This window comes from Microbulbifer sp. THAF38 (assembly GCF_009363535.1).
Taxonomy (GTDB): Bacteria; Pseudomonadota; Gammaproteobacteria; order Pseudomonadales; family Cellvibrionaceae; genus Microbulbifer.
The window spans coordinates 3,880,976-3,895,640 of record NZ_CP045369.1; the positions used below are offsets into that span (position 1 = coordinate 3,880,976).

11 protein-coding genes are annotated in these 14,665 nt (G+C 49.9%); 9 read left to right on the forward strand and 2 right to left on the reverse strand.

All coding sequences use genetic code 11. The features are described from left to right. Positions 1 to 8: 8 nt before the first annotated feature. Positions 9 to 902, reverse strand: coding sequence for a bile acid:sodium symporter family protein (locus tag FIU95_RS16840; protein ID WP_152454861.1), 894 nt, complete (start codon positions 900 to 902; stop codon positions 9 to 11). 218 nt (positions 903 to 1,120) lie between these two features. On the opposite strand from FIU95_RS16840, the gene FIU95_RS16845 reads away from it, so the two are divergent. The 9 genes from FIU95_RS16845 to FIU95_RS16885 all read left to right on the forward strand — a co-directional run bounded on the left by FIU95_RS16845 (position 1,121) and on the right by FIU95_RS16885 (position 12,331). After that, a complete protein-coding gene (locus FIU95_RS16845; protein WP_152454862.1) occupies positions 1,121 to 2,065 on the forward strand; it encodes a DUF1853 family protein in 945 nt (314 codons plus the stop codon). A 183-nt stretch (positions 2,066 to 2,248) separates the two neighbouring features. Then, entirely contained in the window at positions 2,249 to 2,803 is a 555-nt protein-coding gene (locus FIU95_RS16850) for a GbsR/MarR family transcriptional regulator (RefSeq protein WP_152454863.1), read from the forward strand. 199 nt (positions 2,804 to 3,002) lie between these two features. Beyond that, entirely contained in the window at positions 3,003 to 4,397 is a 1,395-nt protein-coding gene (locus FIU95_RS16855) for a cytochrome ubiquinol oxidase subunit I (RefSeq protein WP_152454864.1), read from the forward strand. After that, positions 4,390 to 5,409: a cytochrome d ubiquinol oxidase subunit II gene (locus FIU95_RS16860; RefSeq protein ID WP_152454865.1), complete on the forward strand. Its 1,020-nt coding sequence runs from the start codon at positions 4,390 to 4,392 to the stop codon at positions 5,407 to 5,409. Before FIU95_RS16855 ends, FIU95_RS16860 begins: the two co-directional genes overlap by 8 nt. A gap of 205 nt (positions 5,410 to 5,614) precedes the next feature. Beyond that, positions 5,615 to 6,307 (forward strand): TetR/AcrR family transcriptional regulator, encoded by a 693-nt coding sequence (locus FIU95_RS16865; RefSeq protein ID WP_152454866.1) that lies wholly within the window; start codon positions 5,615 to 5,617, stop codon positions 6,305 to 6,307. 531 nt (positions 6,308 to 6,838) lie between these two features. Next, a complete protein-coding gene (locus FIU95_RS16870) occupies positions 6,839 to 7,090 on the forward strand; it encodes a YdcH family protein (protein ID WP_253869132.1) in 252 nt (83 codons plus the stop codon). A 979-nt stretch (positions 7,091 to 8,069) separates the two neighbouring features. Then, positions 8,070 to 9,554: an ethylbenzene dehydrogenase-related protein gene (locus tag FIU95_RS16875; RefSeq protein ID WP_172975441.1), complete on the forward strand. Its 1,485-nt coding sequence runs from the start codon at positions 8,070 to 8,072 to the stop codon at positions 9,552 to 9,554. Continuing rightward, entirely contained in the window at positions 9,551 to 10,192 is a 642-nt protein-coding gene (locus tag FIU95_RS16880) for a DUF1566 domain-containing protein (protein WP_152454869.1), read from the forward strand. Before FIU95_RS16875 ends, FIU95_RS16880 begins: the two co-directional genes overlap by 4 nt. Before the next feature lie 90 nt (positions 10,193 to 10,282). Further along, positions 10,283 to 12,331: a DNRLRE domain-containing protein gene (locus tag FIU95_RS16885; RefSeq protein WP_152454870.1), complete on the forward strand. Its 2,049-nt coding sequence runs from the start codon at positions 10,283 to 10,285 to the stop codon at positions 12,329 to 12,331. Here the strand turns inward: FIU95_RS16885 and FIU95_RS16890 are convergent. Beyond that, on the reverse strand, positions 12,242 to 14,230 hold the full coding sequence (locus tag FIU95_RS16890) for an alkyl/aryl-sulfatase (RefSeq protein WP_216646266.1): 1,989 nt from the start codon (positions 14,228 to 14,230) through the stop codon (positions 12,242 to 12,244). The genes FIU95_RS16885 and FIU95_RS16890 overlap by 90 nt on opposite strands. Positions 14,231 to 14,665: the final 435 nt, after the last annotated feature.

Sequence of the window (14,665 nt, forward strand, 5' to 3'; positions counted from 1 at the left end):
CAACCAGCTTAGCCAACTTCCGCAGCGCCCTCCTCTCTAGCTTCTCGTGCCTTCTTGCGGCCGTAGTACGCGAGCAACATCCCAGATGGAAACATCAGCACACCATATACTGCAGAGGGTATCGACATTTCACTGGAATGCATTAAAGTGAGGGTCACCATAAGGCCAATGGTGCCGTTCTTAATACCCAACTCAGTAGCTACCGCTAATCCATCTCGCGGGGAAAGCCCGCAGAAGTGGCTGATGATTAACCCAGCCAATATCCCCAATAAATTCAGCAGAATTGTAGAGGGGCCAGCCAGCAGCATAAGCTCCCCTATCCGATCTCTCATTCCCCAAACCAACCCTACTACCAAAATAAGCAGTACCAGTGCACCGAAAATACTCACAATGCCCTCGGCACGGCTCGCTAAGTGAGGGTTCCAGGCCCGTACTATCATACCGATTACCACAGGCAACAGGACAATGACCGATAACATAGCCACTGTCCTGGCAAAGGGTAGGACGATTTCCTGCTCTGCACCAAAGTACTGGCGCAAGGCAAAGTTAGTGAAAAAAGGTAGGGTTAAAATTGTAATTAAGCTTGCGGAAACTGTTAGCACGATGGAGAGCGCCACATTGCCGCGAGCGAGCAGTGTAAACAGGTTCGAAGTTGTACCACCTGGACAGGCTGCAATAATCACCAGGCCCACAGCGATCGGAGCGGGCAAACTAAGCGCCCAACACAGAACAAAAGCCACAAGTGGCATGAGTATGATCTGGGCAAGTGTACCGACCACCAACCCACCAGGTTTTACTGTCACCTGGTGGAAATCCCTGGCGGTCAAGGTCATTCCAATACCCACCATAATGATAAACAGCGCTATCGGCAGACCGATAGAGATCATAGGCCCTGATTCCACACTCGCCTCCTCTTTTTATTATTGTCTGGCTATAGGCCCCTAGTTCCAACACAGATTACGCTTTGGCGGACACCAGTAATCCACAGCATAAGAGAAAAAAGGGGTTGCTTGTTTTTATTATTTACAGTGTTTCTCGAAGTTGAACCCTAGCACAACCAACAGACAGATGCCGCCTCTGGTAGAATCTGAAAGCCTTTTGTGAAGCTGATTGGGTTTTTATGAGCGATAGATTTCCCTCCCCGATTGTAAATAACTGGTCCAACCTGCTCTGGTCACTGGGCAGTAACGATATCGCCAGTACTGCCAGTGATTCAAAAAACACCGTCAAACTGCCAAGGCTGCCTATGGTACGTCAGAGTCAACTGCACAGTTATTTTTCCCGCGAAGAAGTCAAACAACAGCTTCTCAATAAGCTTGAAACACACCTAATAGATAGCGACCAACATAAACCTACCAGCCGCCTCGGCGTTTACTTTGAGCGCCTCTGGTCATTTGCTTTTCAGTACCACCCCGATTACCAATTGCTACATCAGAACCTGCCTTTACGTATCGAGGGTAGAACCCTCGGTGAATTGGATTTTGTGGTCCAACATTTGCCCACCAACCGCTGTGAGCACTGGGAAATTGCAGTTAAGTTCTATCTCGCACTACCCCGCCGCTACTGGGTTGGCCCAGGTCTCAAGGACCGCTTGGATATCAAAATAAAGCGCATGGCGGAACATCAATTACCTCTTATTCAGCAGCAGGCGGTGCAACCTCTTTTAAACGCATTGGGGCTTCACATTGAGCAACAGTGGACACTGATGCCCGGCCGCCTCTTCAGCCCCCTGCCAATTCATAGCAATCCGTTTTTCAATAAGAAGCTGACCCACCTGCAAGACAAAAACTGGTGGGCAGATCTAGAAACTTTCAAGGGTCTTTTTCAAGGAAGTGACACAGCGGGTCTACGCTGGTTCCACCTCCCGAAGAGAGCGTGGCTAGCACCGATTGAATCGGATGAAGCTCGCGGTAACTCTTTTAAGCAGCTCACTGTAGGGTTGGAGAATTCAACTGTGAATAAGCCCCTATGCTTTGCGCTAGTGGGGGAGAAGGGTGAAATTAGCCGCGGTTTTATTGTCCCCAGTAACTGGTTGCAACGGGCACTGGAAGCCCTCCCTTCTTAGACTTCCTAAGAAAGTATGCAACCTCTATCAACAACATCGCCCATTCACTTCCTCCCTCTGGCCAATGACTACTCTTCGAGCAGCTATCCCAAAAGCCCGCTATACAAAACTTTCTCAATTATTGATTGACTTAGGTCAATTTACCTTTACAATTTTCAGAAATTTCTGAAAGTTAAGAATCTAATGAAACTTTCTAGTCAAGCCCAAGCCTTTGTCTTGCACTTTGGAGAAATGGGTAGCCGGTGGGGCTTCAACCGCACGGTAGGCCAGATGTTTGCCCTGCTGACTATCCACCCCTCCCCGCTCAACGCCGAGCAATTAGCCCAGGCACTGAAGATCAGCCGAGGCAATGTGAGTATGGGCCTCAAGGAACTGCAGGCCTGGCGCCTTATTGAGCTGCAGCACCAGCCCGGTGACCGCAAAGACTATTTCACCGCAGCTGGTTCCATTTGGGAGCTTGCCCGTACCGTATTTGAGGAGCGACGCAAGCGCGAACTGGACCCTACTCTAAGCTTGTTGCGCCAACTTCTCCTCAATGAGCCCCAGGATGAACAAGAGGTTCAAGCACAGGAAAAAATTCAGGAGGTATACAGCCTGCTGGAGTTGCTGGATGAGTTTGCCAACACCCTGAGCAAGCTGGATCACGATGATTTACTCCGGCTAATGAAACTGGGCTCCGGCATCGTCAAGCTGCTCGAACTGAAAAGTAAAATGACAGGGGGGAAAACTTCCGAATAAGCACCTGCCTGAATTGCCCCTTAGGCAGCAAAAATCGATGGTATAGGGATATACCGCCGCCGACCCCGCGTCGGCAGTCGCTCAAAAAATACCGCGGGTCCATACTCCTGCAATGGTGTTTGACGGGCACCGCCGGGCCGCTTAGGAAGAGTCGCCCGATTATCTGGTTAATAAATTAGTCCGACCAGCAGAGGCTCCCATGCTAGATACTCTGATCCTCTCCCGAATACAGTTTGCCGCCAATATAAGTTTTCATATTCTCTTTCCCACCATCACTATCGCCCTCGCCTGGATTATCGTTTTTTTCAAGCTTCGCTATGACCAAACTGACAACCCCGTCTGGATGCGTGCCTATCGCTTTTGGGTAAAGGTCTTCGCCCTAACCTTTGCTCTCGGGGTCGTAAGTGGCATCACCATGTCTTTCCAGTTTGGCACCAACTGGCCAGGCTACATGGCGCGAGTTGGCAATATCGCCGGGCCTCTCCTGGGCTATGAGGTACTGACCGCCTTTTTCCTGGAGGCCACTTTTTTGGGCATTATGTTGTTCGGGATTAAGCGCGTCCCCAGTAAAGTGCACACCTTCTCGGCCTTTGTAGTGGCTGCTGGCACCACCCTCTCCGCCTTTTGGATCATTGCCTTAAATTCCTGGATGCAGACTCCATCCGGCTTTGAACTGCGCGATGGTGTCGCCTATCCCGAGAGCTGGCTGGCTATTATTTTTAACGCCTCTTTCCCCTACCGGCTCACCCATATGCTGCTGGCCTCGGGTCTCACGGCGGCCTTTTTTGTCGCGGGCATCTCCGCTTACCGAATTCTCAAAGGCGACCCCAAGAGAGCACCGCGTCTGGCGCTTAAAACCGGACTTATTTTGGCGGCTGTTTTTATTCCCATTCAGATTTTTGTCGGTGACCTGCATGGTCTCAATACCTTTAAATACCAGCCACAAAAAGTGGCGGCTATGGAAGGGGTATGGGAAACAGAAAGGGGCGCACCACTGCTGCTGTTTGCAATCCCTGATGGCGAAGCAAAAACCAATCACTACGAAATTGCCATACCTAAAATGGCCAGCCTTATCCTGACCCATGACTTAAACGGGGAGGTTAAGGGAATTGAAGAATTTCCCGATGATCACCCGCCGGTGGCTCCAGTGTTTTTCGCCTTTAGAATTATGGTCGGCATGGGACTTTTAATGCTGGCTGTGGCCTGGGGCGGCTGCTACCTCCTATGGCGGCGCAAAGAGCTACCCCGTTGGGCGCTCAAAACCCTTGTCGCTATGACATTCGCCGGATGGGTCGCCACATTGGCGGGCTGGTACGTGACTGAAATTGGTCGACAGCCCTGGTTGGTGACCGGAGTGCTGAGAACGGCGGATGCCGTAACACAGATTCCACCATCTCATGTGGGCTTTTCCCTCACGCTCTATCTTGTTGTCTATGTCGTCCTTCTCTATGCCTATATCCACACACTTAAAGTGATGGCACTCAAGTCTGTCAAAGTGGAGGAATTTGAAACCGAGGAACCTCTCGCCGGAGGCAGCCTAACCAACTTGCCAGAATCCACCCAAAAGCAATCCAAGGGGGAATCCCATGAGTGAGGCCGCCACCTCCACAGCCTATTGGCTACCCGTTATCTTTATCGGCCTGATGGGCTTCGCAGTTCTGGTTTATGCCATTTTGGACGGTTACGATCTGGGGGTGGGTATTCTCCTCCCCCTGGCTGAGGAGGATGAAGCCCAGCGAGATACCATGATCGCCTCGATCGGCCCCTTCTGGGATGCGAATGAGACCTGGCTGGTGCTCGCTATAGGCCTGCTACTCATCGCCTTTCCAATTGCCCACAACCTCATACTGATGCACCTCTATATCCCAGCGGCCATTATGTTGGTGGGCCTGATTTTACGTGGCGTGGCTTTTGACTTCCGAGCTAAAGCGGCTGTGGGGCACAAACTCGCCTGGGATCGGACTTTCAAGGCCGGGTCGATCATCACCACTTTGGCCCAGGGTTATATGCTGGGACAGTATGTGATGGGTTTCCAGGCGGGCTGGCAGGCACAGCTTTTTTCTGGGGTAAGCGCATTAGGGGTGACTGCCGCATATAGCTATATGGGCTCGGCCTGGCTTGTTTTGAAAACTGAGTCTCAATTACAAGAGCGTGCTGTGCGCTGGGCGCGCCGGGCTGGAAGAGCAACGCTTCTCGGAGTGGTCTCGGTCTCCGCAATCAATCCACTGGTTAACCCCACCGTTTTTGATCGCTGGTTTAGTTACCCCTTAGTGATGTTTGTACTCCTGATACCCACCCTGTGTTTTCTGGCCTTTATTTTTAATGACCTTCTGCTGGCCAGATTACCCAAAGCCAATGACAGACACAGTGCACTGCCCTTTGTCCTGGTAGTGACCATTTTCCTCATGTGCTTTACCGGCCTGGCCTTTAGCTTTTTCCCCGATATAGTGCCTGGGCAATTGAATATCTGGCAGGCAGCCAGTGCCACTGCTTCTTTGAAGTTTATTCTTGTGGGCGCACTAATTGTTGTGCCGGTAATCCTTATCTATACGGCCTTTTCCTACCGGGTATTTCGCGGCAAAGCTACCGAACTTCACTATCATTAACGCAACTTCTTCGAATTGTGTGGGATAGTAACACTTAATCAAATTCAATCTGCCAGCGCGGAACTATCCCACAATTCGAACAAAATCCCCTTGCTCCCCGAAATTGGTACGATAATAATCATCAATTCCAGAAGACAATTTTTTACAAGGAAGTAAAGCGCACTTCTGGCGCTTGCCAACTGCGCTTGTCTAAGGGGAGGGAAATTTGAACCAAATCGATCGACGGGCTATTAGCCGGCGCGACACTGCTAGTCCGCGCAAACCACAACGCAAAAACGGCCGCGAGAAGTATGAAAAGCTTCTTGATGCGCTGGAAACTCTCATTTCCGAGCAGGATTCCACGGATATCAGCCTCGCTAATCTCAGCCAAGTGGCCGGGGTTCCCGCTGCATCTGTGTACCACTTTTTCCCGAGTGTAGATGCCAGCCTGACCGCCCTGGCGGAGCGCCATTACAAGTCGTTTGGCGACGTGGTACTGGGGCATTCAGACTTCTCACCGGCAGATAGCTGGCAAGATATGCTCTACCATTTGTGCGATTTAGTGCGTAGTTATTACGAGGATAATATCTCTGCGCTCAAGGTGCACTATGGTCCACAATCCAGCTGGGCGTTGCGTCAATTACAGATGGAAAACAACTGGCGTTTGGCAGATACCTTAATTAAGAATCTGTCTCGCGAGTTTGAGCTACCTCCATCGCAAGATTGGCGCGACCGCTTTATGTGCGCCATCAATATCAATGATTCATTCTGCTCCCAGGCCTACTCGCGCTTCGGCAGAATTACCGAGGAGGCCGCCGCTGAGGGTAAGCGGGCAGCCGCGGCTTACTTGAAACTGTATCTCGGGGAGCTTTTGCAACGGCGTCAGCTGCGCTTTGCTCCATTGGAGGCCTCAGCCTGAAAATTTAAATTTTACTAATTAAAATTTAAATAGTGCTTCTGTAACAAAGGCCTGGCAGACTTTTCTGCCAGGCCTTTTTATTTGCGATGCAAATTTTACATTCAATTATTTAAATTTAATCGTTTTTCAGTGTAAAAATAACGACTGCTGCAATACTGAAAACCGTTGTTTTTTTACCATGCGCCGAGCCTCCACGTATAAAAAAGCAGTTTTTTATACTCAAAACCAAACACCTCCAAAGACGTTCTTTTAAAAAATCCGGGCATTCTAATAATCTCTTTTTCTAGACTATTTTGTTATAAAATCTCGGCCATCTGTTAGCCCTTATCCGTTAGCCCTCAATTGATAGCGATGGATCCCCCTCAAAAAAACCTAGCCGCCAGTTAGAACCGCTTTTTGAACTATTCGGGCCATAAAATAGCCAAACAACTAGCAGCCACAAACTGCTTTTTGTTTACCAAATTTTGTGACCAGTGACCCACAAACTAAGATTATGCCTAGTGCTCTAACTCAATTGAGGGGAGATTGTATATGTCCATTGCCGCACATGAACTGGAGCTGGATTTTCCCGAGCATGCCGAAACCATCAAACAATTGATCAGGGACGACGTAGAATTCAAGCTGGACAATGACCTCTACCGAAGACTGGACAAACAGATACGAGGACTCCAGGACAGTGGCATCGGCACCGATGACGATCATTATTCAAGCCTGAAAAAACAGCGAGCCTACCTCAAGCAACATCTCTACAATCGCATTACCGATGTCGTTCCTCATCATTAGCATTTGAGAGATGTGCCCATCGTAATTAGCGGTGCTAGATCACGAACGCCTTCTCAATAAAACGCCAAAGTGATCCAGTGCCGCCATGCGGCTCTATCTCACCTATTCTTCATCCTTAGTCTGTACAGCTCGCATCTTGATAAAGATGCTGGCGACCTAACACCACTAAAAATAAATGGGATCTAAAAACGTCCCACCAGGGCATAAATGACGTAGGTTCGCAGACAGATAGAAAAACCGCAGGCGTGAAGGTCTTCTGTCGGAATTTCACTAGTAGCGTCACAATCATGTGGCTTGCCAAAATTGGGGTTATTTTGAAGCCAAAGTCGGCCTAAGACCCGATACATTCAATTTTTAAATATCACCCTTGTTACGCCCTTTTCTCATCTCGGTTTTAGACCAAAGACCTCAATTGAAGAGGAGCAAGGTTTCAATTAAGAGCCCTGGCTCCAGCTGCCAATTCATCCGCTCGAGCTTCTCTAAGCCCAGGAAAGCGTCGAAGTACTACTGGGTCAGAAGGAAAGAATACACTGCGCTCACGACGCGCTGTGAATACATCCCTGTAAACTCGTAATCGGCATCCATGCCTCATACGGTCCCGAGCACAGTGTATTCTTTCCTTCCCCCTTTTGAGTAACTCCGTTAAATGAATAACACCCTTATGACCTCAATGACCTCAAGCTAAAATTGGCGCCGCTATACCAATCTTTAGCTAGCCCTGAACCGGAGTCGACATCGACGATGGCGAAAATCCGCACCATTCGCCGCTAAATGTGTTCCTTTGGCGGGTGAATAAATTCTTAGTAGTTCTCAGCCTTTCACAGGCTTCTCTAAACTGTCATATCCCGCCGATAGCCTGAGCGCTTTTTAGAGCCTAGCCATGCCTAACAGATCAAAAAGTCCCGCGTGGGTCCTGCTACACACAGCGCTAGTCATAGCGGTGACTTGCAGCCTGTTTAGTGGGTTGAGAATTGCCACATTGAGTAAACCTGCCATTGCCTCTATTGAAGAGCTGCTGCCCCAGGGGGAAGTTCACAGTGTGCACTTCCTCTCTGCAGTCCTGCTTTCACTGGTTGCATTGGCCTATTTATGTTCAAGAATTTTACGCCGTTATCAGGCCGAGCAGAAATTTGGACGCAAGCCATTGAATTACCACAGGGTAGTGACCTGGGGGGGCATTAGCCTGATTGGAGTCTCGCTGGCCAGTGGCTGGTTACTCTTTAGCGGAATTAGCAAACTACCACTAACCAGAACGCTACATTTTTACGCTGCACTTGGGCTCACAGCCTACATTTTCCTGCATGCAGGGGTGTATCTGGTTCAGTTTGGGCAAAACGTTCTGAAATATATCCTGAAGCCCGCCGCAACAAAGAGAGCCCAGCTGGTTTTGCTCTGTAGCTTCCTAACTATTTTTCTAATGGGCGGCTGGCTACTTCTAGCCAAGTTCACTTATTACCAACTACCGGTTTCCACAATCGCTGCAGATACGATTATCGATATTGATGGCCATGCCAATGAGTCCCAGTGGGCGGATGCTGATGCACTAGAGGTCAGTACCGATGGCGGAGCCAATTTTTATCAAGGCCGTACCGATGTCCGCCTCAAAGCTTTGCAAAATGGTGAGGAAATTTATTTCCATATCTCCTGGCAAGACCCCACGGAAAGCCTGGCTCACCTACCCCTGATAAAAACCGACCAAGGCTGGAAAATCCAGCAGCAAGGTTTTGAAAAGTTTGATGAAAGCCGCTACTACGAAGATAAGTTTGCCCTGTTACTCTCCAGTCACTGCGATTTTGCCGGTGCCGGTACCGCACACTTGGGCCGTTCACCACTGCCAGGTAAGCCCGCAAATTGGCATGGCAAGGGCTACCACTACAGCCAGTCGGGCCAATTGCACGATCTCTGGCACTGGAAGGCGGTGCGCACCAACAAAATGTATTTAGCGGATGATAATTTTATCGGTGCACCAGATAAAGTACGTGCAGGCATACGGCGTTATACCGCTGGTTACCAACAGGATGGTAAGGAATCCGGTGCCTACCTGATGAACTGGAAATGGTATTCCCCCGATAGCATCACTCCCAAACGCCTACCCAGAGATACAAATGCCTTGGCCCCCTTCCAAAGTTTTGATCAAGAGCGAGCACTGGACTGGACTATCTCCTGGTTTGATTACCAGCCCTACTCAACTGAAAGTGATCAGCTGGCGACGGGTACCCTAATGCCTTCGGTACTCTATACCTCAAATCGTTTTGAAGGGGACCGCGCTGATGTTAGGGCCAAGGGGGTGTGGCACGATGGTTTTTGGTCCCTCGAATTAGTGCGTAAATTAAATACGGCCTCTCCCCTGGATATTCCTATCGAAGACGGCACCTGCCTATGGGTCTCAGCATTTGATCGTGCTCAAGTTGCCCACACCCGGCACACCAGGGCCATTCAACTGAATCTGAGTAAAGCACTATGATCACACGGCTTTTTCTTATTTTTTTTCTACCCGCTTGCTTAATCGGCGCCGCAGTTATCCACACGCCGCAAGCTCCACAACCATCGCAATATCATTTATCTAAAGTGACAGCCAAAGGAGAAGTAATCCATGCCTGGGATGGTCCCTGGTCCTGTGTCTGCGATAGCCGCAGCGGCCTATTGTGGGAAGTTAAGACAGATAGTGAAGATATTCACGATGGGAAATGGACTTATTCCCGACTTTTACAAAATCAGGGCGTTGCTAATAACGGAGATTGTTATTTTGAGGCAGAGCGCTGCGATACGGAAGATTTAATCCGCCACACCAACCGGGAACAACTCTGTGGCTCAAAACACTGGCGCCTGCCCACGGCCAGTGAACTGCGTACCCTAGTGGTGACAGAAGTAAAACCCGGAAGCCCCAGTATCGAAACCGGATACTTTCCCAAAACCCAGCGGGGTGATTTCTGGACCAGTGATGGCAATCTGCCCCTGAAGGGCGTGTATTCCTATCTAAAAGTCGGTGGAGCAGCGGTTAACTTTATAAATGGGGAAACCATCACAATTCCCTATCGCAATGCCGCTTTCACACGCTTGGTAACCAATCGTTCAAGCAGCTGTCACATCGCTCCCCAATAATTCGCGCGCGCCACCAACCTGCAATCATCCCCCTCCGGGCGGTAGCGCTCTCACAAGAAAAGGTCCCAACTTTGCAGAGGAATTCCCGCAATGAGACAACACATTGGCCGCGCTCTTACCATTTCGGCACTGTTACTGGCAGTCGACGCCAGTGCCGCTACCAAACACTACCGCCTTGCCTGGGATGGCGATGCTTCCAATAGTGCCGTCATCGGTTTTTCCCCCGATGGCAGCAGTAGTAATCCCTATGTCAGCTACGGTTACTCCACCAATGAGAACAGCTGGAATAGCGCATTTGTCAGTAATAGCGAAACGTTCGATGGTGGAATAACCAGCCACTTTGTACGACTGCAAAACCTGAATGCCGACTCACCCATTTATTTTCGTGTGTGCGACCAAAACGGCTGCGGGGAGAGATTTTGGTTTAAAACGGCTCCAGCGCAAAACGCACCTTTTGTTGTTGTTGCCGGCGGTGATACCCGTACAGGCCATACCACACGCCGCAAGGGCAATGAACTCCTGGCTAAAATACGCCCGCTCGCGGTGATGCACGGCGGTGACTTCACCAATGCCAATAGCGCTTCAGAAATGCGCGAGTTTCTCGACGACTGGGAGCTCACCTACTCCAGCGATAACATCGATGGCTATAGCTACAAGCGCATCTATCCGCTGATCCCCACCCACGGCAATCACGAGGACGACAATTACTCGACTATCTGCGAAGTCTTCGGGGTGGATTTCAATGGTGATGGTAACTGTACACCCAGTGACACTTATGGCGCCGTACAAATATCGCCACTGTTGCGTGTTTACACCTTGAACAGCCAGTTCCAAAACGGTGGTTGGTCATCTTACGCCAGTGCGATGAACAACTGGTTATCGAGCGATTTGTCCACCTATGGAAGCTCCGCCAACTGGCGTTTCGCCCAGTATCACAAACCCATGTTCCCCCACTACAGCGGAAAATCCGACAACCCCACACTGTTTAACTGGTGGGCGCAGTCATTTTATGACTACTCCATGAACCTGGTGGTGGAATCCGATACCCACCTCACCAAGATGACTGAAGCCGTAATACCTAGCGGTAGCAACTTTTCCACAACCACCAACGGCGGCACCGTTTATGTGGGTGAAGGTAGCTGGGGAGCACCGGCCCGATCGGCCAACGATGCCAAATCCTGGACCATTGATATGGCCAGTATTCAGCAGTTCAAAGTCATCCAAGTGAGCGAAGAGGGGCTGGCAGTGCGCACCGCAAAATTCGATGACACCGCCGAAACTTTGACTTGGGAAGAGCGCGCTGCCGATCCATTGGTCCTGCCAGACAATGTGAACTGGTGGACTGCCAATCGCCTGGGTGAAGCCATGAATCTGGTGGCCAATAGTGCGGGCCGCAGTGTGATTGAGGAAAACGCGGACAACGGTGGCAGCTTTTCTCTACCGGTGAGCGATGATGTATTTATTTCCTCTCGCCATTCATCCAGTAATTTTGATGGCGATTCCGATGGACTACTTGCAGATGGCAGTGACTCTACCTATGGCACGCTCTACACACTGATTAAATTTGACCTCACCAACCTTTCCGGCTGTTCCTCCATCAGCTCTGCCACCCTGGAGCTGAATATTACTAATCGCTCGGGAAATACCTTTGGTATTTACCAGGCTGCTAATGACTGGAGCGAGGAGAGCGCCACCTGGAATTCTGTTGGTGGCTCATCGGTACGCGGCAATTTGGCAGAGAGCTTTGTACCTTTTTACACGGGAATAGAAACTATCGACCTGCTTTCTTCCGGGCTGATTGATAGCTGGCTTGGCGGTACCAATACTGGCCTTGTAATTGCTGCACGCAGTGGCAGCAATGGGGTGGACTTTACCTCCAAGGAAACCGGCATGTCACCGGCGCTAAAAATCGAGGCCAATTGCAACAGCTTTACCAAACTGGCTTTACCGGTAAATCAAACTGGTCAGAGAAAAGGCTTCATACCCCGCAGACTGCCAGCGGAGATGAAGCCATCGATCCTGATGCCAACCTTTCCCAACATCATGCAGTTAGGGGGTCACCAGGTTGAAGTTCCGATCAAACTTATCGAAGAGTCTGCCAAACTGAATCAAAGCCAGGGGGTTACCGCGCACCTTTAAGCGGCCTTCCTTAATCATGGTGGGCGCACCGACCAGACCGCTGAACATCAGCCGTAGGTCGGTGCTGCTCAAGGCCAGGCTAGCCGAGGGGTCTTCGCTGTGGCGATCGGGATAACCGTGTAAAACACCGTTTTTAACAACCACCAAGTATTTATTATTGTTGTCAGTCATCTCTATATTCAGGCGGATATCCGCATCCGCCGCCTTTTCCCCATTGAGACGAACTGCCATGGCATCAAATAAAAGCTGTAAAGGCACTCGCGCAACAATTTCTTCCGGCGGTCGCATTTCCTCGCGAAGTTCAACCCCGTGGCGCAACTCCCTAGCGCCGCTCAAATAAAAATTTCGCCAGATGCCGGATTCCGCCTGATAACCCAGTTGCTCGAAAGCATCTGCCAATAGGTAACGGGCCTCTTGATTTTTTGGCTCAGCAAAAACCAGATGTTTTAGCACCATCGCCACCCAGCGGTAATTGCCTTGGGAGTAATCCTGTCGCGCCCGCTTTATGATTTCTTCTCTTCCTCCCATATATTCCACATAACGAAGTGCCGCTTCTTCCTGTGGCAGGGGGTAGAGGTTGGCGGGATTGCCGTCGAAATATCCCAGATAGCGGTTGTACACCGCTTTTGCGCCCACATTGATGGTGCCGTAATAACCACGATTAGCCCAGGCGTTGGAGAGCGTCTCCGGCAGTTGCAGTTGTTCGGCAATTTCAACCATGTCGTGGCCATGGTTGGCCAGACGCAAGGTCTGGTCGTGAATATATTTGTAGAGATCGCGCTGCTTGGCCAGATAGTCCATCGCCTCTCTATTACCCCAGGTCGGCCAGTGATGGCTGCTGAAAACCACCTGGGTACGTGCGCCAAACTTTTCCATAGCACGCTCTATATAACGACTCCATGCCAGTGCATCGCGGGTTTTAGCGCCGCGCAAGGTATAGAGGTTATGCAGAGTGTGATTGGCAATCTCGCTCATACACAGGGCATCAAACTGGGGAAAGAAAAAGACCATCTCAGTGGGAGCTTCAGCCCCTGGGGTACTCATAAAAACAATGTCCACCCCATCAATTGTCATTTCCGCCCCCTTTTCGGGGATCAGACGGGTGGGTGTGGCTATACCATGTTCTCCATCGGAAACCCGATTACCGAGCCCCGAGGATACAAACCCCTCCGGGCTTGAAGGCAATAAATCCCCAAACTGATAGAGCGCACGCCGCTGCATCACATTGCCCGAGCGCACATTCTCACTAATCGCCTCCTCGGAAAACCCATCCGGTGCAATAATATCTACAGATCCTTCAGCCAGCTGCTGCATGGAGACAACTCCCGATACACCGGCAAAGTGATCCGCGTGGCTATGGGTAAAGATTACCGCGCTTACGGGTCTCTCCCCCAACTCCCTATTTGCCAGAGCCAGAGCTGCGGCGGCCGTTTCCTTGGAAGTCAGGGGATCGACAACAATCCAACCCGTTTCCCCTTTAATCAGAGTCATATTGGCCAGGTCCAGAGAGCGCACCTGGTAAATACCCTCGACTACTTCAAACAAACCATTATTCAAGGCGTTAAGTTGAGCTTGCCGCCATAGGCTGGGGTTTACCGTATCCTGCGAAGCCCCCTCAAGAAATTGCAACTGCGCCAGGCCATAGACCTCCCTTCCCATAGCATTTTTAATCTGCGCATCGGGAATCGTGGCAATAAATCCGCGCTTGGCCAGATGAAAATCCAGGTTGTCAGAGAAGGGTAACTGCTTTGCTACAGCCTTATTGTGGGCTCTGGTCGATTGGCTCGCGGGCTTGATATTGGCATTCAGTTCCTCTGAATGCTGGGTAACTTTTTGCTGGCTATCACCACAAGCAGTTAATAAAAGAAAAAACATCCCCCCAAAAAAATATTTGCGCATAAAGGATCTCCTTATATTGCTTAGCTATGGGCTTAACTCACGGCAAAGCGATAGAGCCATAGGCTGGCGTAATAGCAACGCAACAAACAACAACTACGTTTTAAGTGATTTTTATTTTCAATAAACCCAAAGAAACTACCGTTCATACAGCGTAAATACCACTATTACGAGAGCATATAAAAAGCTGAGCCTATTATTTTCGTTTTATTCAACAATCAGCAGTAAATGTAACAACGCAAAACAGTCAAACCTAATCGATATTATTTACATACAGTCAATATAAAAAATATTTACCGTCAAACTAGTGACTTACAAAACTCGCAATAATAAAGTCGCCAATATAGTCTATATAATCCTTTGACCTCGACATAAAAGCCCAATTTAAAAGAGCCGCGATCCGCACTTCTTATCGTATGGAGATGATTGCAATGCAAT

What these genes read in the sequence shown, in the direction of transcription:
- FIU95_RS16890 (WP_216646266.1), bottom strand. Translation starts at nt 14,230, where the DNA reads ATGCGCAAATATTTTTTTGGGGGGATGTTTTTTCTTTTATTAACTGCT.
- FIU95_RS16885 (WP_152454870.1), top strand. Translation starts at nt 10,283, where the DNA reads ATGAGACAACACATTGGCCGCGCTCTTACCATTTCGGCACTGTTACTG.
- FIU95_RS16860 (WP_152454865.1), top strand. Translation starts at nt 4,390, where the DNA reads ATGAGTGAGGCCGCCACCTCCACAGCCTATTGGCTACCCGTTATCTTT.
- FIU95_RS16845 (WP_152454862.1), top strand. Translation starts at nt 1,121, where the DNA reads ATGAGCGATAGATTTCCCTCCCCGATTGTAAATAACTGGTCCAACCTG.
- FIU95_RS16850 (WP_152454863.1), top strand. Translation starts at nt 2,249, where the DNA reads ATGAAACTTTCTAGTCAAGCCCAAGCCTTTGTCTTGCACTTTGGAGAA.
- FIU95_RS16855 (WP_152454864.1), top strand. Translation starts at nt 3,003, where the DNA reads ATGCTAGATACTCTGATCCTCTCCCGAATACAGTTTGCCGCCAATATA.
- FIU95_RS16870 (WP_253869132.1), top strand. Translation starts at nt 6,839, where the DNA reads ATGTCCATTGCCGCACATGAACTGGAGCTGGATTTTCCCGAGCATGCC.
- FIU95_RS16880 (WP_152454869.1), top strand. Translation starts at nt 9,551, where the DNA reads ATGATCACACGGCTTTTTCTTATTTTTTTTCTACCCGCTTGCTTAATC.